The organism is Pseudomonas sp. R4-39-08 (assembly GCF_003852275.1).
Taxonomy (GTDB): domain Bacteria; phylum Pseudomonadota; class Gammaproteobacteria; order Pseudomonadales; family Pseudomonadaceae; genus Aquipseudomonas.
In genome coordinates, this window is sequence record NZ_CP027733.1 from 2,768,823 (window position 1) to 2,786,090 (window position 17,268).

At 59.9% G+C, this 17,268-nt stretch carries 19 protein-coding genes and 1 pseudogene; 15 read left to right on the forward strand and 5 right to left on the reverse strand.

Annotation, left to right across the window (positions count from 1 at the left end):
* Positions 1-27 precede the first annotated feature (27 nt).
* The 7 genes and pseudogenes from C4J88_RS27405 to C4J88_RS28065 all read left to right on the forward strand — a co-directional run bounded on the left by C4J88_RS27405 (position 28) and on the right by C4J88_RS28065 (position 7,137).
* Complete coding sequence (locus C4J88_RS27405; protein ID WP_163001556.1) at positions 28-204, forward strand: hypothetical protein; 177 nt, start codon at positions 28-30, stop codon at positions 202-204.
* A 48-nt stretch (positions 205-252) separates the two neighbouring features.
* Positions 253-1,188 carry a sugar ABC transporter substrate-binding protein gene (locus tag C4J88_RS12615; protein WP_124404074.1) on the forward strand — a complete coding sequence of 312 codons (936 nt, stop codon included), beginning with the start codon at positions 253-255 and terminating at the stop codon, positions 1,186-1,188.
* Between the two features lie 65 nt (positions 1,189-1,253).
* Positions 1,254-2,807, forward strand: coding sequence for a sugar ABC transporter ATP-binding protein (locus C4J88_RS12620; RefSeq protein ID WP_124366906.1), 1,554 nt, complete (start codon positions 1,254-1,256; stop codon positions 2,805-2,807).
* 25 nt (positions 2,808-2,832) lie between these two features.
* Positions 2,833-3,855, forward strand: a complete 1,023-nt coding sequence (locus C4J88_RS12625; RefSeq protein ID WP_124362706.1) for an ABC transporter permease — start codon at positions 2,833-2,835, stop codon at positions 3,853-3,855.
* 961 nt (positions 3,856-4,816) lie between these two features.
* Positions 4,817-5,221 (forward strand): TraR/DksA C4-type zinc finger protein, encoded by a 405-nt coding sequence (locus C4J88_RS12630; protein ID WP_003191666.1) that lies wholly within the window; start codon positions 4,817-4,819, stop codon positions 5,219-5,221.
* Between the two features lie 544 nt (positions 5,222-5,765).
* Complete coding sequence (locus C4J88_RS12635) at positions 5,766-6,998, forward strand: methyl-accepting chemotaxis protein (RefSeq protein ID WP_372238015.1); 1,233 nt, start codon at positions 5,766-5,768, stop codon at positions 6,996-6,998.
* Positions 6,944-7,137 (forward strand): annotated as a pseudogene (locus tag C4J88_RS28065) (hypothetical protein). Before C4J88_RS12635 ends, C4J88_RS28065 begins: the two are co-directional and overlap by 55 nt.
* Here the strand turns inward: C4J88_RS28065 and C4J88_RS12640 are convergent.
* The gene (locus C4J88_RS12640) at positions 7,103-7,345 is read right to left on the reverse strand and encodes a DUF2789 domain-containing protein (protein ID WP_124407100.1); all 243 of its coding nucleotides are present in this window, start codon (positions 7,343-7,345) and stop codon (positions 7,103-7,105) included. The pseudogene C4J88_RS28065 and the gene C4J88_RS12640 overlap by 35 nt on opposite strands.
* A 71-nt stretch (positions 7,346-7,416) precedes the next feature.
* Positions 7,417-7,647 carry a hypothetical protein gene (locus C4J88_RS12645; RefSeq protein ID WP_124362709.1) on the reverse strand — a complete coding sequence of 77 codons (231 nt, stop codon included), beginning with the start codon at positions 7,645-7,647 and terminating at the stop codon, positions 7,417-7,419.
* A gap of 761 nt (positions 7,648-8,408) precedes the next feature.
* Here C4J88_RS12645 and C4J88_RS12655 point away from each other — a divergent pair.
* The 5 genes from C4J88_RS12655 (at position 8,409) to C4J88_RS12675 (ending at position 11,544) form a co-directional block, all read left to right on the forward strand.
* Positions 8,409-8,879 (forward strand): hypothetical protein, encoded by a 471-nt coding sequence (locus tag C4J88_RS12655; protein WP_057725140.1) that lies wholly within the window; start codon positions 8,409-8,411, stop codon positions 8,877-8,879.
* 131 nt (positions 8,880-9,010) lie between these two features.
* A complete protein-coding gene (locus C4J88_RS12660) occupies positions 9,011-10,027 on the forward strand; it encodes an ABC transporter substrate-binding protein (RefSeq protein WP_124407101.1) in 1,017 nt (338 codons plus the stop codon).
* Between the two features lie 125 nt (positions 10,028-10,152).
* Positions 10,153-10,590: a DUF3995 domain-containing protein gene (locus C4J88_RS12665; protein ID WP_124407102.1), complete on the forward strand. Its 438-nt coding sequence runs from the start codon at positions 10,153-10,155 to the stop codon at positions 10,588-10,590.
* Positions 10,591-10,671: 81 nt separating this feature from the next.
* Complete coding sequence (locus C4J88_RS12670) at positions 10,672-11,001, forward strand: hypothetical protein (protein ID WP_124407103.1); 330 nt, start codon at positions 10,672-10,674, stop codon at positions 10,999-11,001.
* A gap of 96 nt (positions 11,002-11,097) precedes the next feature.
* Positions 11,098-11,544, forward strand: a complete 447-nt coding sequence (locus tag C4J88_RS12675) for a GNAT family N-acetyltransferase (RefSeq protein WP_124366913.1) — start codon at positions 11,098-11,100, stop codon at positions 11,542-11,544.
* 438 nt (positions 11,545-11,982) lie between these two features.
* Here the strand turns inward: C4J88_RS12675 and C4J88_RS12680 are convergent, their stop codons facing one another.
* A complete protein-coding gene (locus C4J88_RS12680) occupies positions 11,983-12,345 on the reverse strand; it encodes an NUDIX hydrolase (RefSeq protein WP_124365144.1) in 363 nt (120 codons plus the stop codon).
* A 125-nt stretch (positions 12,346-12,470) separates the two neighbouring features.
* On the opposite strand from C4J88_RS12680, the gene C4J88_RS12685 reads away from it, so the two are divergent.
* The 3 genes from C4J88_RS12685 (at position 12,471) to C4J88_RS12695 (ending at position 14,815) form a co-directional block, all read left to right on the forward strand.
* The gene (locus C4J88_RS12685) at positions 12,471-13,448 is read left to right on the forward strand and encodes a Gfo/Idh/MocA family protein (RefSeq protein ID WP_124407104.1); all 978 of its coding nucleotides are present in this window, start codon (positions 12,471-12,473) and stop codon (positions 13,446-13,448) included.
* Positions 13,449-13,494: 46 nt separating this feature from the next.
* Complete coding sequence (locus C4J88_RS12690; RefSeq protein ID WP_124407105.1) at positions 13,495-14,124, forward strand: ribonuclease T2; 630 nt, start codon at positions 13,495-13,497, stop codon at positions 14,122-14,124.
* Positions 14,125-14,227: 103 nt separating this feature from the next.
* Positions 14,228-14,815: a LysE family translocator gene (locus tag C4J88_RS12695; protein WP_124366916.1), complete on the forward strand. Its 588-nt coding sequence runs from the start codon at positions 14,228-14,230 to the stop codon at positions 14,813-14,815.
* On the opposite strand, the gene C4J88_RS12700 is transcribed toward C4J88_RS12695, so the two are convergent.
* Positions 14,757-15,650 carry an AraC family transcriptional regulator gene (locus tag C4J88_RS12700; protein WP_124407106.1) on the reverse strand — a complete coding sequence of 298 codons (894 nt, stop codon included), beginning with the start codon at positions 15,648-15,650 and terminating at the stop codon, positions 14,757-14,759. The genes C4J88_RS12695 and C4J88_RS12700 overlap by 59 nt on opposite strands.
* A 16-nt stretch (positions 15,651-15,666) precedes the next feature.
* A complete protein-coding gene (locus C4J88_RS12705; RefSeq protein WP_124407107.1) occupies positions 15,667-17,268 on the reverse strand; it encodes an ABC transporter ATP-binding protein in 1,602 nt (533 codons plus the stop codon).

Sequence of the window (17,268 nt, forward strand, 5' to 3'; positions counted from 1 at the left end):
AGATCAAAAACAACCAGGTACCGTCAGATGAAAATCTTCAACGCTGTACTGCGAGTTTTACGCCCTGCCCACACGCCACGCGCACTGCCTCGCGCCCGGCCGTTCTACTTCTCCTTCCTCAATGTGCTGTGCGTCGAAAACCAGGGCGCGCTGGTCTGCTGCATTCCAGGCGCGCCGGTGGTGCGGGTGCCCGCCGAGCGCTGATAAACGCAACGTCCATAAAACCAACAAGAAAGTGGAGACAGACCGTTCATGAAGACCCCGATCCGTTTTACCGCGCTGGCCCTGTCGATGCTGCTCGCCAGTGGCGTCGCCACGGCCGCCGACATCAAGGTGGGCGTGAGCATGTCCGCCTTCGATGACACCTTCCTCACCTACCTGCGCGAAGACATGGACAAGCAAGCCAAGTCCTATCCCAAGGGCGACGGCGTGCAACTGCAGTTCGAAGACGCCCGCGCCGATGTGGTCAAGCAACTGAGCCAGGTCGAGAACTTTATCAGCCAGAAAGTCGACGCCATCATCGTCAACCCGGTGGATACCGCCTCGACAGCCAACATCATCAAGGCCGCCACCGCCGCGAAAATTCCGCTGGTGTTCGTCAACCGCCGTCCCGACCAGAAAGACTTGCCCAAGGACGTGGTCGCGGTGACGTCCGATGACGTTGAAGCCGGCAAGCTGCAAATGCAGTACATCGCCGAAAAACTCGGCGGCAAGGGCAAGATCGTGATCCTGCTCGGCGACCTGGCGAACAACTCCACCACCAACCGCACCAAGGGCGTGAAGGAAGTGCTGGCCAACTACCCGGGCATCAAGATCGAGCAGGAACAGACGGGTACCTGGTTGCGCGACAGGGGCATGACCCTGGTCAACGACTGGCTGACCCAGGGCCGTGAGTTCAATGCCGTACTGGCCAACAACGACGAGATGGCGATTGGCGCGGCCATGGCGCTCAAATCGGCAGGCACCAAGCCCGGCACCGTGTTGATCGCCGGGGTCGACGGCACGCCGGACGGCCTCAACGCAATCACCAAGGGTGAGATGGCCGCCTCGGCATTCCAGGATGCCAAGGGCCAGGCCGTCGGCTCGGTGGAAGCGGCGCGCAAGATGGCCAGGAACGAGCCGGTGGAGCAGAACGTGGTGATCCCGTTCAAGCTCATCACCCCGGACAACGTCAAAGACTTCAAGTAGCCCTGACCTCACAACCCTAAGCCGGCAGGGCGGTCACGGCCGCCCTGCAGATGGAGTACCTTCCTATGCTCGCTCATGCCACTGTCTCGCAGCCGCCGGGTATCCAGCCGCTGGCGCAGGACGAACCCTACCTGCTGGAAATTCTCAACATCAGCAAAGGCTTTCCCGGCGTCGTGGCCCTGGACGATGTGCAGTTGCGGGTGCGCCCCGGCACGGTGCTGGCGCTGATGGGCGAGAACGGTGCGGGCAAGTCGACGCTGATGAAAATCATCGCCGGCATCTATCAGCCCGATGCCGGCGAAATTCGCCTGCGCGGCAAGCCGATTGTGTTTGAAACGCCCCTGGCGGCCCAAAAGGCCGGGATTGCGATGATCCATCAGGAACTCAACCTGATGCCGCACATGAGCATCGCCGAGAATATCTGGATCGGCCGTGAGCAGCTCAACAGCCTGCACATGGTCAACCACCGCGAAATGCACCGCTGTACCGCCGAGCTGCTGGCGCGGCTGCGCATCAACCTCGACCCGGAAGAACAGGTCGGCAACCTGAGCATCGCCGAGCGGCAGATGGTCGAGATCGCCAAGGCCGTGTCCTATGACTCCGACATCCTGATCATGGATGAACCGACCTCGGCGATTACCGAGAAGGAAGTCGCCCATCTGTTTTCGATCATTGCCGACCTCAAGTCCCAGGGCAAAGGCATCGTCTACATCACGCATAAAATGAACGAAGTGTTCGCCATCGCCGATGAAGTGGCGGTGTTTCGTGACGGCCAGTACATCGGCTTGCAGCGTGCCGACACGATGAACAGCGACAGCCTGATCTCGATGATGGTCGGCCGTGAGCTGAGCCAGTTGTTCCCGGTACGCGAGACGCCGATCGGCGACTTGTTGCTGTCGGTGCGCAACCTGAGCCTGGACGGTGTGTTCACGGACGTTTCGTTTGACCTGCACGCGGGCGAAATCCTCGGCATCGCCGGGTTGATGGGCTCGGGCCGCACCAACGTGGCGGAAACCATTTTCGGCATAACCCCAAGCAGCAGCGGGCAGATCACCCTCGACGGCAAGCCGGTGCGCATCAGCGACCCGCACATGGCCATCGAGAAGGGCTTTGCGCTGTTGACCGAGGACCGCAAGCTCAGCGGCCTGTTCCCGTGCCTGTCGGTGCTGGAAAACATGGAAATGGCGGTGTTGCCGCACTATTCGGGCAACGGTTTCATCCAGCAGAAAGCCCTGCGCGTGTTGTGCGAAGACATGTGCAAGAAGCTGCGGGTGAAAACCCCCTCGCTGGAACAGTGCATCGATACCTTGTCCGGCGGCAACCAGCAGAAGGCGCTCCTGGCGCGCTGGCTGATGACCAACCCGCGGTTGTTGATCCTCGATGAGCCGACCCGTGGCATCGATGTGGGCGCCAAGGCCGAGATCTACCGCCTGATCTCCTTCCTCGCCAGCGAGGGCATGGCGGTGATCATGATTTCCTCGGAACTGCCCGAAGTGCTCGGCATGAGCGACCGGGTGATGGTGATGCACGAAGGCGAACTGATGGGCACCCTGGATCGGGCTGAGGCCACCCAGGAAAAAGTCATGCAATTGGCCTCCGGTATGACCGTGGTCCACTGACTCCAGAATAAGAAGGTAATTGGCTATGAACGCAATAACAGACAACAAGCCGGCGATGGCACCGGTCAAGAACCGTCGACGCATGCCCACTGAATTGAGCATCTTCCTGGTGCTGATCGGCATCGGCCTGGTGTTTGAACTGTTCGGCTGGATCGTGCGCGACCAGAGCTTTTTGATGAACTCCCAGCGCCTGGTGCTGATGATCCTGCAAGTGTCGATCATCGGCTTGCTGGCCATCGGCGTGACCCAGGTGATCATCACCACCGGCATCGACCTGTCGTCCGGCTCGGTGTTGGCCTTGTCCGCGATGATCGCTGCCAGTTTGGCGCAGACTTCCGATTTTTCCCGTGCGGTGTTTCCGTCCTTGACCGATTTGCCGGTGTGGATCCCGGTGGCGATGGGCCTGGGTGTGGGGCTGCTGGCGGGGGCGATCAACGGCAGTATCATCGCGGTGACCGGTATCCCACCGTTCATTGCGACCCTGGGCATGATGGTCTCGGCCCGTGGCCTGGCGCGTTATTACACCGAAGGCCAGCCGGTGAGCATGCTCTCGGACTCGTACACGGCCATCGGCCATGGCGCGATGCCGGTGATCATCTTCCTGGTGGTGGCGGTAATTTTCCATATCGCCCTGCGCTACACCAAGTACGGCAAGTACACCTATGCCATTGGCGGCAACATGCAGGCGGCGCGTACTTCGGGGATCAACGTCAAGCGGCACCTGATCATCGTCTACAGCATCGCCGGCCTCCTGGCGGGCCTGGCAGGCGTGGTGGCCTCGGCCCGTGCGGCGACCGGCCAGGCCGGCATGGGCATGTCCTATGAGTTGGACGCAATCGCGGCGGCGGTGATCGGCGGCACCAGCCTGGCGGGCGGGGTAGGGCGCATCACCGGCACCGTGATCGGCGCGCTGATTCTCGGCGTGATGGCCAGCGGGTTTACCTTTGTCGGGGTGGATGCGTACATCCAGGACATCATCAAGGGGCTGATCATCGTGGTGGCGGTAGTGATCGACCAATATCGCAACAAGCGTAAGCTCAAGCGCTGAGACAATATTGAGGACAGCACCGGTCAAATGTGGGAGGGGGCTTGCCCCCGATGGCCATAGGTATCTACACAACTTTGTAGCAGCCTACGGTAACCACGATGCGAAGCGAGCCGCTCTTGATCTTGCTCTTGATCTTGAGCGCCCCGTTAAACCACGCTGGCCGTAATCCGATAGTGATTTGGGGGGTAAACCGGCAGGGATGCCGGTTTAGCCGCCCCGCGCCATGGATGGCGCGTGGCGGCGGCCCCCCAAATCACTGTCGGATTACGGGCACACCGAGCCTAGGCGAGGTGCCGAGTGGTGGGGCAAGAGCGTTTTGCTTACTTTTGCGCTTTTCAAAAGTGAGACGCCGTAAGGGCGGAACCCTAAGCCGCCGTTACCGCAGCAACGGATATGTACTCGCTCTGATCCAACATCCTGGTCGGCTGTCAGGCCGCCATCGGGGGCAAGTCGAATCGTCGCACCGCCCCTCCCACATTTGGATCGCGCGGCATCAGTCAGATAGCTATAGGCCGCCAGGTCGCCACGGGAGCAAGCTCCCTCGCCACAGGTTCAGGGCTACGCCAAAGTTGTGTAGATACCTATGCCCCGATGGCGGTGGCTCAGTCAAACAGATGGCGACTGATACTCCGCAATCGGGAGCAAGCCCCCTCCCACATTGAGTAATGCGCCAGCTTGTTCAACCGTTTGTCTTCTATATAGCTCACCTGGACTGAATTTCTTGCTATAAACGCACTCCGATGACCGTTCGCCAAGCCCGTCCTGGTGCTTTTGGGGGTTGATCGGGAAAAATGCCTGTCATTTCAGTTGCTGCGCCTTCAAGTCGGCCTTAGACTGCCGCCCCTCGTAAATTGAGTGCCGGGTGGCGCTTGGAACGGATGGCGCCTTTCCGAGACCTGCAGAGGTCGGCCGGAACGCTCCCTTATTCGCCTTAATGCACGTATTTTTTATAGAGAAATCAATGACAAAGGAAAAGTTGCTGGCCATGCCGGCGGATGACTACATGAATGCCGAACAGCACGCTTTTTTTGAGAAGTTGCTGCAAGACATGAAAGTGGAACACCACGAGCGCATTGAACAGAACCGTATCGCCATTGAAAGCCTGGACACGCCTGCCGACCCGGCTGACGCTGCTTCCGTGGAAGAAGAGCGCACCTGGCTGGTCAATGCCATCGATCGCGACCAGCGCATGTTGCCGCAACTGGAGCGTGCCCTGGAACGTATCAAGGAAGATTCCTTTGGCTGGTGTGATGACAGCGGCGAGCCTATCGGCCTCAAGCGCCTGCTGATCAGCCCCACCACCAAATACTGCATCGAAGCGCAAGAGCGCCACGAGCAGATCGACAAGCACCAGCGTCAAGCCTGATGCGCTGCACGGGGGGCCGCATGCCCGGCTCCCCAAAGAATTATTCGTTACGCCCTGGTTATTGATCTACTGCATGCACTTGCACTAAAGGCCCATGGATAATGGCCCGATAGTGGCGTTTAATGCAGACACAATAACGACAAGCAGCGGGGTAACGACAATGGCTGGAGACGGATCTCTGACGGGCGCAGCAGTGCCACCGCAATCGGTGGCGCGCGTGCTGCCCGGCTGGCTCACACCGCTCGCGCAGAGCGCCGCCTTGGTGCTGCTACTGCTGGGCCTGGCGTTTACCCGCTTGCCACTCTATGTGTGCCTGCCGCTGGCCTTGCTGGTGATCTGGCTACCCCGCCTGAAAAGTCCCAAACCTGGGGTGGCGCACGCTGCGGCCAGCGATGCGATTGGCGAGCTGACGCGCGATCTGTCCTATACCACCAGCCATAACGCACTCTCCGCTGCGGGCGTGGCCTATTCGGTCAAGCAACTGGCGGCGCGTTTGCAGTCGCAGCTGGGCGCCTCCCAACAGATCGTCAGCAGCGCGCAAGTGATGATCAGCACCGAACAGGTCACTTCCCAGCTTAGCCGCCAGGCTTTGGGCGCGGCCAGCCAAGCCCATCAGCGCAGCAGCGAAGGCCGTGAAGTGCTGGTGCAGTCCATCACCCGCATGCATCAACTCAGCCAGCGTGCCGATGCCAGCCGCGAGCTGATCGAAGCCTTGAGCCAGCGCAGCGAGGAAATCCAGCGTGTGACGCTGGTGATCCAGTCTATTGCCAGCCAGACCAACCTGCTGGCGCTGAACGCGGCGATCGAGGCGGCGCGGGCCGGTGAACATGGGCGTGGCTTTGCCGTGGTCGCCGATGAAGTGCGCGGCCTCGCTGGCCGTACGGCCACGGCCACGGATGAAGTCGGGGTAATGGTCGCTGACATCCAGCAACGTACCGCCCAGGTGGTGGAGCAGATTCGCCAACTGTCGGCGGACCTGCACACCGGTGTTGAACAGGTGGAATCTGCAGGCGAACACCTGGCGAGCATCGCCAGCCTGGCGGCGGATGTGGAAACCCAAGTCAGTGAAATCGCCCAGGGCACCGACACCAATCGCACGCAACTCGACAGCCTGTTTCACGCCGTGGAGCAGATGCGCAGCGACCTCACGGTAAGCGATCAGCAAACCCGCCAGCTCGCCGACGCCGCTGTGCAAATGGAAGGGCAGGCGGAAACCATCAGCGAGCGCCTGGCGCAAGTCGGCCTGGATGACTATCACCAGCGTATCTACGACCTGGCACGCGAAGGCGCCAGGCGCATTGCCGAACAGTTCGAGGCGGATGTGCTGGGCCGCCGGATCAGCCTCGAGGATCTGTTTGACTGCAACTACACGCTGATTGCGAACACGCGCCCGAGCAAATATAAAACCCGGTTTGACGCTTACACCGACCAGGTGTTGCCCGCCATTCAAGAGGCGCTGTTGCCACGTCATGAAGGCTTGGTGTTTGCCATCGCCTGCACCCAACAGGGCTACGTGCCGACGCATAACAAAGCGTTTTCCCACGCCTTGACCGGGGATGACCAAGTGGATGCAGTGCAGAACCGCACCAAGCGCAAGTTTGACGATCGTACCGGCATACGCTGCGGTAGCCATCAACAGCCCATGTTGCTGCAGACTTACACGCGCGATACCGGCGAGCTGATGCACGACTTGTCGGTGCCGATCATGGTCCAGGGGCGCCATTGGGGTGGTTTGCGCCTGGGCTACAAGCCGCAAGGTGCAAAGCCAGGGCGATAACGATACGACGCGGCACCACCTTCACCAGCCGTGAGGAGGCGCAGGAATGCAAGGCTGCCTGGCAAGCGCTGATGCGCCGGAGCAATCAGGCAGCCTGCATTGCATCAAACGGCGGGAGACTCGTGCAGCAGGGCGTTGAGGTCATCGACCGCAGGCGCCCATTCGGCGTCGATATGCAATTGTTCTCTGAGGAAGGCCGCTTGCTGCTCGCTCCAGAACGGCGCGTCGATGAGTTTGACGTCATCCGGCAAACGGTGTTCGGCGGTGAAGCGTTCGATGGCTTCCTGGCTGGAATCCAGGCCTAGTTGTTCGAACAGGGTTTCAAGTGTCGGGGTGGTGGTGTCCATAACATTCTCCATGCGGGCTGATCATCGTCCTGCATGTGAGGGGTATGGCACGCCAGAGTTCTATCGGATTATCAAGAACTGAGTGCGCCTGAATCCACGGCGGCTTTCAGCTCCTTGGCGGCTTCTTTCGCTGCGATGGCCGCAGCGTCGACAGTTTTGAACCAGCGGTCTTTTTCTACCTGATGCGCTGTGACTGTGGTCAACGGCGGTTTGGCCCGCATGATGATGACCGCTTGGAACTCACCGTCTACTTCCCTGGCATCGCCATGGATAAAAAATTCGCCAATATCAAATTCCGTCACGTATAGGCTTCTCTTCAAGGTAACTGCACTGATGAAACCTGACCCGCACGGGGCAAACTCCAATGGACGGGTCAGTATGGCAGTTGTTGAAGGGCCGCTGTGCAGTAAAGTCAGCCAGGTGACGAAACGAGTGTGCCGTGCAGGCTATACAAGTTGGCTTCCAGGGCTTTGGCCAGTGCACAAGCCTTGGTGTGATCGCTGCGAAAGCCTTTTATCCTGCCGCTGGTCACTTCCTGGATATGGAAAAAATTCCGTCCGGCTGGCACAACGCGATAAAGCACGGAATGGGAGTACCCATCGGGCGTAGGTAAGCAGTAGTATTGCGGTTCGCCTGGACATGATGAATGCGAGTGGAAGGACGTATCGTCGTGTTGACGTCGTAGCATGCTCAGCTCCTGTCGATCGACCTTGTTGATATAGCCGCCACGTTTCGGGTGGTTTGACTAGTGTTACTGTTTTAGTATTGTCGTTGGCGGCGCGCGCCTGGTTCCATGCCCAGGTGTTTTCTTTTGTGATGCGTGTCGGAAAACTGCGTTTTTAATCGGGTTATTCTCTGAAGTTGTTCGACCCGTATTCTCGGGTCGTTGAACCTGTGATTTGCTGTATTGCCGGATGACCTCGCATAAGGGCCACCGCGCTTATCTGTACGGGTCTTATGAGGTTCTTCAGGTTTTTAACGAGTCTGTGATCGTGCCGTAACGGCCGTTTTTTTGTGCTGCCCGCTCAAGCGGTCAGTGCTATTTCGATGTGGGGGCGTTTCCTTGGCAGTCAGTAATCTGGATATGCACGCGTTATTCGTGCTGGGTGATTTGCGCGCAAAGTTGGTCAAGCAGTTTCAATCTCGTTTTGTCTACGTCACCGAGCAGACACCGGAAGGTATCTACATCGCTGAGATCGATACCGAAGCGGCGTTGGTGGTGGACGACAAGCCACGCCTGGAACTCAAGGTCGGCGACCATTTTCGCGCGGCGGTATTGCCCAGCCGCGAAGGTGGCAAGTTCGAACTGAAATTCCGCGATATCAAGTTGACCGTATATGGCCTGGGCGACTACGCGTTTGTGTCATCGGCCGAGGGCGAGGGGATTGTGTTCAAGGAAGGCCACAGCGTCATGCTGGTATTTGCTGCCCACGAACAGCTGCAGGAAGGCCTGACCAAAACCCTCAAGGCCGTGACAGGCAAAGCCGCCAAGTGGCGCAAGGGCGAACTGGTGACGTTCAAGGCCAGCGAATAAATATCGTCACGGCGAACTTCTTTTATCTTCCGGAACCTCTACTACAGTTGAGTTGACTTAACTATTCAGAGGCTTCGCGCTTAGCAGCAAAGCCGTCCGCTGATGGCTGCGATATCGCGAGGTGCGAGGGGATGAAAGGAATACGAACACTGCTGGCTGCATCGTTGACGGCCCTGGGCCTGTCACTGGCGTCAACGCCGGTATCGGCCGCCCAGGCGCCGGTGCACTTTGCCGACCTGAACTGGGAAAGCGGCAGCCTGATCACCGAGGTGCTGCGGTTCATTGTCGAGAAGGGCTACGACTTGCCCACCGACACCTTGCCCGGTACCACCATCACCCTGGAAACCGCCCTGGCCAAGAACGACATCCAGGTGATCGGTGAAGAGTGGGCGGGCCGCAGCCCCGTCTGGGTCAAGGCCGAGGCTGAAGGCAAGGTGGTGGGCCTGGGCGATACGGTCAAGGGCGCCACCGAAGGCTGGTGGGTGCCGGAATACGTGGTCAAGGGAGACCCGAGCAAAAACATCAAGCCCCTGGCCCCTGACCTGAAAAGCGTAAACGACCTGGCGCGCTACAAGGATGTGTTCCAGGACCCTGAGTCTCCCGGAAAAGGGCGCTTTCTCAACAGCCCCATCGGCTGGACCTCGGAAGTGGTCAACAAGCAAAAGCTCAAGGCGTACGGCCTGGACGACAGCTACGTGAACTTTCGCAGCGGCTCGGGGGCGGCACTGGATGCCGAGATTGCGTCGTCGATCCGCCGGGGCAAGCCGGTGCTGTTCTACTACTGGTCGCCCACGCCGCTGATGGGCCGCTATAAATTGATTCAGTTGCAAGAGCCGCCGTTCGACGCCGAGGCCTGGAAGACGCTGACGGATGCGGACAATCCTGATCCCAAGCCGACGCGCTCGCTGGCCTCGAAATTGAGCATCGGCGTGTCTACGCCGTTCCAGAAGGAGCATCCGCAGATCGCCGAGTTCTTTGAGAAGGTCGAGTTTCCCATCGAGCCGCTCAACAAAGCGTTGGCAGCGATGAGCGAGCATCACACAGCACCCAGGGACGTCGCCCAGGCGTTCCTCAAGGAGCATCCAGACGTGTGGAAGGCGTGGCTGACGGACGATGTCGCGCGCAAGGTTGAGGCAAGCCTCAAGTAGAGCGCGGGTCAACCTTTGGGAAATGAGCGCGCGGGCTTGTGCGGCGCGCCCGCTCCGCCGACGAAATACCTGCAGAAACCTTCAGGGCGACTATCCTCATCGCACATTTCTGTGAGGAGCCCGCCATGAGCTTCGTCATCGCGCGCTGGATCGTCGCCATTTTCACCTGCATCAGCATGGTGCATCTGTACTGGGCCGCGGGTGGCAAACTCGGCAGCCTGGCCGCCATTCCTCAATTACCGGGCGAATTCGCCAGCGGGCCAAGGCCGGCGTTCAAACCCTCGGCGCTGGGCACCTTTCTGGTCGCCATGGGGCTGGTGGCGATTGCGCTGCTCGTCTGTCTGCGCGCCGGGCTGTATTTTTCGCCGGTGTCCCATGGGGCGCTGCAATGGGGGATCAGTGCGATTGCTGTGGTGATGTTTGCCCGGGCGATCGGGGATTCGGAGCTGGTGGGGTTTTTCAAAAAGGTGGTGGGCTCAAGGTTCGCCAGGCTGGACACCTACTTTTATTCGCCGCTGTGTCTGGTGTTGGGCGCTGGCCTGTTGGTAGTGGCATGGGCCTGAGATAGGGCAATCTGATGGCCCCTCTGTAACAAAATTCTCGCCAGAATCACTTTTATTTCAGGTGGTTAGGTGAGGAAGCTAATGCGCACTGTTGGAATCATGCTGATTGCCTGTTCCCTGGCCGGCGGCGCGGCAGCCGTGCAGGCTCGGGAGTTGCGCGAGGGCGACAAGTATATGTGCAGTTGGGGCGCAGGCACGGCTGCCAGGGCCCAGGAACTCAAGCTTTCGGGGGTGTCGCTGTACGCCGCGCGGCAGAAGATCCAGTCCATCAAGTTCAACAAATCGTGGATGCGCATGATGGCCATGGGCATTACCGAGCAGACCTATGACAGCCGTTCACGGCTCAAACCCGAGGCGATTCGCCAGAGTTTCTACCAGGATTGCGTGCGCTATAAAGTGGCGCGCAAGTAAGCGTTTTTCCTACCGTGCTGCCGAGTGGTTTACAAATCCACGACAAATGCTGTGTAAGTATTTGCATACAATCGCGTGCTTGATCAGGAGGCATGTATGCAAGTGCTTATTCGAGTGGCGACCGTCGAAGACCTCGACACGCTCATTAAAATTCGTACCTCGGTGGTGCAAAACCATTTGAGCGTTGAACAGATGGCTGATCTGGGGATTACGCCGCAGGTACTGGCCGACGCGCTGCGCGCAGCCCCGTGCGCATGGGTCGCGGAAGTGGACGGCCAGGCAGCGGCCTTTTCCATGGTTGATCTTGAGACCGGCGAGGTGTTCGCGATGTTCGTGTTGCCTTCCCACGAGAACCTGGGCCTGGGCCGGCGGTTGATGGCGGTGGCCGAGGCCGCGTTGTTTGTGCATCACGAGCGCGTGTACCTGGTCACTGATGGCCGCGATGAAGTCCGCGCTAATGGGTTCTATCAGCGCCTGGGGTGGCTGAGGGCCGGCCGTGTTGAGGGTGATGACGTTCGCTACGAAAAAAGCAGGGCATACTGACTTCATGAGCGCCTAAGCCCCGATTAGCTGACAGCTTGCGCAACTTCGTGCTGGAGTGTTGGGCGCTGCAGCGCGCATGCAGGCGATTGAACAAACCGTTATTGAAAACTGTGAAAGTGGAATAACTAATAACCCTTTTTTATAAGCGGATTAAGTTCAAAGCCTTGCCCCTAACTTGCACCAAAAAGTGGCACAAATTAGCCTCTTTCCTTAAAAAACATGTGGTTATTGAATGACTTACGACGCTTCCATTCCGACGAAAGGAAGAAAACAATCTTGTGACGTGTTTTTGCAATCGCTACTATAGCCGTGCGTTCACCTCCCACGGTTTATGCATTTTTAAATCCCAAGTTTCCATCAGCTACTTGGGATTTTTTTGCCTTGAATTTGACCCTGTGCACAGCAGTGGCAGCACGGCTCGCCTGTCAAGCCGTCGCGTCAGAGGCGGCGCAGGAAGGATTTGACGATGTGCCGTGTGGCGTCAGTGGTGTCCAATTCATCGAGAGCGTTGTAGGCGTACCACTGGCAGTCGACGATCTCGTTGCACGGCCGCGCCTCGTCGATGTTCACCACCGAGGCCTCAAACACATGGTGCAGGGTGTCGCGGGCCTTCAGCTCCTGCAGGTACAGCAAGCCGTCCACGTTCAACCCCGTTTCTTCTTCCAGCTCGCGCTCTGCCGCGCCCACTGGGCGTTCGCCGCGTTCGACCTTACCGCCCGGCAACGCCCATTTCGATCTTGCCTTGCGCACGAAGAGGATATGCCCCTCGTGTTCGCATATGACCGTGGCCCGTATTTTCATCATCTGTGCCTGTAACGAAATCTTTGTCATAAAAGTGTAATGCAATTGTCATGCTAAGTGGTTATGGCGCGCCAGGGTGTGTATGTGGATACTGCCCGATTGACATAAACGAACGAGGAGAGCAGATGAGCACCGTACGTTGGGGCATGATCGGCTGTGGCAGTGTCACTGAATTGAAGAGTGGACCCGCTTTCTACAAAGCGCCAGGCTCCGCCCTGGTGGCCGTGATGGGGCGGCGCGAGGACGCCGTGCGCGATTACGCGACACGCCATGGCATTGCCCGCTTCTATACCGACGCCCAGGCCCTGATCGACGACCCCGAGGTGGACGCGGTGTACATCGCCACGCCACCCGACAGCCACCTGGAGTACAGCTTGATGGTGGCAGCGGCAGGCAAGCATTGCTGCGTCGAAAAGCCCATGTCGTTGAACGCCGAACAGAGCGCATTGATGCAACGCACCTTCGAGCGCGCCGGGCTGCACCTGTTCGTCTCCTACTATCGGCGCTCATTGCCACGCTTCCAGCAAGTGCGCAGCTGGTTGCAGGAAGGGCGTATCGGCGAGCTACGCCACCTGACCTGGACTCTATGCAAGCCCGCAGCGGAGGCCGACACCAATCCCGCCAATTGGCGCACGGATCCGGCGATTGCCGGCGGCGGTTATTTTGCCGACCTGGCCAGCCATGGGTTCGACCTGTTCCAGTACCTGGCGGGAGATATCGTCGAAGTGTCGGGCTTCACCGCGCGGCAGGCCGGGCGTTACGCGGCGGAAGATGCAGTGACCGCCTGCTGGACCTTTGCCAACGGTGCGTTAGGCATGGGCTGCTGGAACTTCGTGGCAGACCGCCGCGAAGACCGGGTCGAGCTGATCGGCAGTCATGGGCGCATCACGTTCTCGGTATTCGAAGACCAGCCGCTGCGTCTGGAAGGGGAGTCCGATGAGGTGCTGGAAGTGCCTTGTCATGCGCACATCCAATGGCACCACGTGCTTGCGATGAATGCCCATATCCGTGGGGAAGCCAAGCACCCTTCGCTGGCGATCGAGGCGCTGAAGACGGATCGAATCCTGGACAAGGTGCTACAACGTTACTCTCAACATCCCTAGCCGTCGCGATAGCGTGGTGATTCACTTTGTTTAAACGGATATCGCGATGAAATACTGGATGGTGGGGTGGCTGCTGATCATCACTGGCGCAACGGCAGCGCCGCGCAGCCAAGGGCTGCCGGGGGACTTTGATTTCTATGTATTGTCGCTGTCATGGTCGCCGACGTTTTGCCTGACACACCCGAACAATGAACAGTGTTCGGGCAAAGGCTACGGGTTTGTCCTGCATGGCTTGTGGCCGCAGTACGCGCGAGGCGGGTGGCCGGCCTCCTGTGCCCCTGACGTGCGATTGACCAACGAGGAAATGCGCAAGGGCGCGACGCTGTTTCCCACCCAGGCGCTGCTCAAGCATGAATGGGCCAAGCACGGCACCTGCAGCGGGCTCGTGCCGCTGGAATACCTGGAGAAAACCGATACGGCACTGGGGGCGGTGGTCATTCCGCCACAACTGCAGCCGTTCAATACGCCGTCGTCATTAGCAGCCAGCGAGATCGAGGCGCTGTTTCGCGACAGTAACCCACGCATGGGCAATCACGGGATGGCCGTCATCTGCAAAGGCAAAGTGCTGTCTGAAGTGCGGGTATGCCTGACCAAGGACCTGGCCTTCGCCGGTTGCCCGCGCAGTGTGAAAAGCCAGTGCCGCAGCGGCGATATCCGGATTCCCGCGCAGCGCTGAGCCGGGATGCTTCGCGCAGCTTGAGGGGCATTTTGTTCAATACCACGTTCGCTCCAGCCTATAGCGTGATGCCATCCGTCTGGCATCACGAAAAGGAACTGCAATGAGCTTGATCATTTCCATGGCGGCGTTCGCCCTCGCCACCTCCATTACGCCAGGGCCGGTCAACGTGGTCGCCCTGAGCAGCGGCGCGCGCTTCGGGTTTGCCGCCAGCCAGAAGCACGTGTTCGGCGCTGCGCTCGGCTTCACGTTGCTGTTGATACTGATCGGCCTGGGCCTGCACGAGGTGCTGCTGCGCTGGCCGATCCTGACCCAGTTGATCCAGTGGGGCGGGGTGGCCTTTTTGCTGTACATGGCCTGGAAGCTCGCCGTGGATAATGGCCAGTTGCAGGCCGATGGCGCCGCCACGGCGCCATCGATGGTGTACGGCGCGATCATGCAGTGGCTCAACCCCAAGGCCTGGCTGGCCTGTGTGGCGGGGATGGGACTGTTTGCGGCGGACGGCGATGCCGGGCAAGTCTGGTTGTTCGCCGGCCTCTACCTGGTGATCTGCTACCTGTCGGTGGCGTGCTGGGCCTATGCCGGAACGTTTCTGCGGCGCTACCTGCATAATCCCCAGGGTGTCAGGGTATTCAACCGCTCGATGGCCGCGTTGCTGGTGGCCAGTGTGGGTTATTTGCTGATGGCTTGAGTATTTCGCGGTATTGCCCGGGCGTGGCGGCGAAATGCTGTTTGAACGCACGCTGGAAATGCGCCTGGTCGGCAAAGCCTGCGGCCAGGGCCACGTCGGCGATCAGCTCGCCATGGCGCAGCTGGGTGCGGGCGAACTGGATACGGCGATTGACCAGAAAGGCATGGGGCGTGAGCCCGTAATACTGCTTGAAGGCACGAATCAGATAAGACGGCGACAACTCGGCCGCCTGGCAAATGTCCTCAAGCTTCAGGGCCTCGGTGCAGTGTTCACGGATGTAGTCGGCGGCCCGCTCCAACTTGTGATTGACCTCCCGTACCGGTGCGAGCGAAGGGTTCAGGCGCTGCTGCACCTCGCTGAAGTAGCTCACCAGCGCGCTCTGTTTGTGCAGCAGTTCGGCCCGCTCATCCACCAACAGGCGGTACAACGCCAGCAAGCCGTTGTACAACGACGGGTCCCGCGTGTGTGGGGTGTTGAACGGGCGGTAACCCTGGTCGGTACTGAAGCCCAGTTGATGCTGCAGGTCGGTCAGCCAGGGCGTGTCGAGGTAGAGCATATGGTAGGACCAATGCTCGTTTTCGATAGGATTGCAGGCATGCACGTCGCCGGGGTTCATCAACACCACAGTGCCGGCGCTGATCTGGTAGGTCTGCGCGCCATGGTGGTAATAGCTGCGCCCGCGGGTGATTGCGCCAATGGAAAAATGTTCATGGGCATGCCGCGTATACGTCACCTTGCGTCCGTCGGCGATGGTGCGCGCCTCGATGAACGGCAAGCGCTCATCGCGCCAGAAGCGCGGCGAGTGCGAAGGGTGAGCGCGAGTGTTCAACGACATGGCGAGGGCTCCGACGTTAAGCAGGCACCAGAAAGGCTGCTTCCAGTAATTGCCGAGTATAGGGGTGTTGTGGGTTGGCGAAAATCGCCCCGGCATCCCCTTGCTCCACTACCTGACCCTGCTTGACCACCATCAACTGGTGACTCAGCGCCTTGACCACCGCCAAGTCATGGCTGATGAACAGGTAGGTCAGGTTGTACTTGGCCTGCAAACCGCGCAGCAGTTCCACCACCTGGCGTTGCACGGTACGGTCCAGCGCCGACGTCGGCTCATCCAGCAGGATCAGGCGCGGTTTGAGCACCAGGGCGCGGGCGATGGCGATGCGCTGACGCTGGCCGCCGGAAAATTCATGGGGGTAGCGATGCCGCGACTCCGGGTCCAGGCCGACTTCCTTGAGGGCGGCAATAATCGCCGCCTCCTGCTCGGCGGGCGTGCCCATCTTGTGGATGCGCAAGCCCTCGCCGACGATCTCGCTGACGCACATGCGGGGGCTCAGGCTGCCGAAGGGGTCCTGGAACACCACCTGCATTTCGCGGCGCAACGGGCGTACCTGTTGCTGGGTGAGGCGGTCGAGTTGCTGGCCTTCGAAGCGAATGCCGCCCTGGCTTGCGATCAAGCGCAGGATCGCCAGGCCCAGGGTGGACTTGCCCGAGCCGCTTTCGCCGACGATGCCCAGGGTTTGCCCCTGGGGCAGACTGAAGTTGATGCCGTCCACGGCCTTGACGTAATCGACGGTGTTGCGCAAAAAGCCTTTTTTGATCGGGAACCAGACTTTCAGGTCGTCCACTTCCAACAGCGGTGGCCCGGCGGCGTTGGTGGCCGGCCCGCCGCTGGGTTCCGCCGCCAGCAATTCCTGGGTGTAAGGGTGTTGCGGCGCCTGGAACAGCGCCTCGCAATCGGCCTGTTCGACGATGCAGCCCTGTTGCATCACGCACACCCGGTGTGCGATCCGGCGTACCAGGTTCAAGTCGTGGCTGATCAGCAACAACGCCATGCCCAGGCGCGCCTGCAGTTCCTTGAGCAGTTCCAGGATCTTCAATTGCACCGTCACGTCGAGGGCAGTGGTGGGCTCATCGGCGATCAGCAGTTCCGGCTCGTTGGCCAATGCCATGGCAATCATCACCCGCTGGCGCTGGCCGCCGGAGAGTTCGTGGGGCAATGCCTTGAGGCGTTTGTGCGGCTCGGGGATGCCCACCAGTTCCAGCAGTTCCAGGGTGCGCCGCGTAGCGACCTTGCCGGTGAGGCCCTTGTGCAGGCCGAGCACTTCGTTGATCTGTTTTTCGATGCAGTGCAGCGGGTTCAGCGAGGTCATCGGCTCCTGGAAGATCATCGCGATGCGGTTACCGCGAATGTGCCGCAGGGTCTTTTCCTTGAGCGTCAGCAGGTCTTGCCCGGCGTAGGCGATGGTGCCGGACGGGTGCCGCGCCAACGGGTAGGGCAGCAGGCGCAGGATCGAATGGGCGGTCACCGATTTGCCGGAGCCGCTTTCGCCGACCAGGGCCAGGGTTTCGCCGCGCTTGATATCGAAGCTGACGTTATTGACCACGCGATGGTGATGCTCGCCGGTAACGAACTCGACACTGAGGTCGCGGATTTCGATCAGATTGTCCTGATTCAT

Excerpts from the sequence above, each read along its gene's own strand:
- C4J88_RS27405 (WP_163001556.1), top strand. The coding sequence starts at position 28 with ATGAAAATCTTCAACGCTGTACTGCGAGTTTTACGCCCTGCCCACACG.
- C4J88_RS12615 (WP_124404074.1), top strand. The coding sequence starts at position 253 with ATGAAGACCCCGATCCGTTTTACCGCGCTGGCCCTGTCGATGCTGCTC.
- C4J88_RS12620 (WP_124366906.1), top strand. The coding sequence starts at position 1,254 with ATGCTCGCTCATGCCACTGTCTCGCAGCCGCCGGGTATCCAGCCGCTG.
- C4J88_RS12625 (WP_124362706.1), top strand. The coding sequence starts at position 2,833 with ATGAACGCAATAACAGACAACAAGCCGGCGATGGCACCGGTCAAGAAC.
- C4J88_RS12630 (WP_003191666.1), top strand. The coding sequence starts at position 4,817 with ATGACAAAGGAAAAGTTGCTGGCCATGCCGGCGGATGACTACATGAAT.
- C4J88_RS12635 (WP_372238015.1), top strand. The coding sequence starts at position 5,766 with ATGATCAGCACCGAACAGGTCACTTCCCAGCTTAGCCGCCAGGCTTTG.
- C4J88_RS12640 (WP_124407100.1), bottom strand. The coding sequence starts at position 7,345 with ATGGACACCACCACCCCGACACTTGAAACCCTGTTCGAACAACTAGGC.
- C4J88_RS12660 (WP_124407101.1), top strand. The coding sequence starts at position 9,011 with ATGAAAGGAATACGAACACTGCTGGCTGCATCGTTGACGGCCCTGGGC.
- C4J88_RS12665 (WP_124407102.1), top strand. The coding sequence starts at position 10,153 with ATGAGCTTCGTCATCGCGCGCTGGATCGTCGCCATTTTCACCTGCATC.
- C4J88_RS12670 (WP_124407103.1), top strand. The coding sequence starts at position 10,672 with ATGCGCACTGTTGGAATCATGCTGATTGCCTGTTCCCTGGCCGGCGGC.
- C4J88_RS12675 (WP_124366913.1), top strand. The coding sequence starts at position 11,098 with ATGCAAGTGCTTATTCGAGTGGCGACCGTCGAAGACCTCGACACGCTC.
- C4J88_RS12680 (WP_124365144.1), bottom strand. The coding sequence starts at position 12,345 with ATGAAAATACGGGCCACGGTCATATGCGAACACGAGGGGCATATCCTC.
- C4J88_RS12685 (WP_124407104.1), top strand. The coding sequence starts at position 12,471 with ATGAGCACCGTACGTTGGGGCATGATCGGCTGTGGCAGTGTCACTGAA.
- C4J88_RS12690 (WP_124407105.1), top strand. The coding sequence starts at position 13,495 with ATGAAATACTGGATGGTGGGGTGGCTGCTGATCATCACTGGCGCAACG.
- C4J88_RS12695 (WP_124366916.1), top strand. The coding sequence starts at position 14,228 with ATGAGCTTGATCATTTCCATGGCGGCGTTCGCCCTCGCCACCTCCATT.
- C4J88_RS12700 (WP_124407106.1), bottom strand. The coding sequence starts at position 15,650 with ATGTCGTTGAACACTCGCGCTCACCCTTCGCACTCGCCGCGCTTCTGG.
- C4J88_RS12705 (WP_124407107.1), bottom strand. The coding sequence starts at position 17,268 with ATGAATCAGGACAATCTGATCGAAATCCGCGACCTCAGTGTCGAGTTC.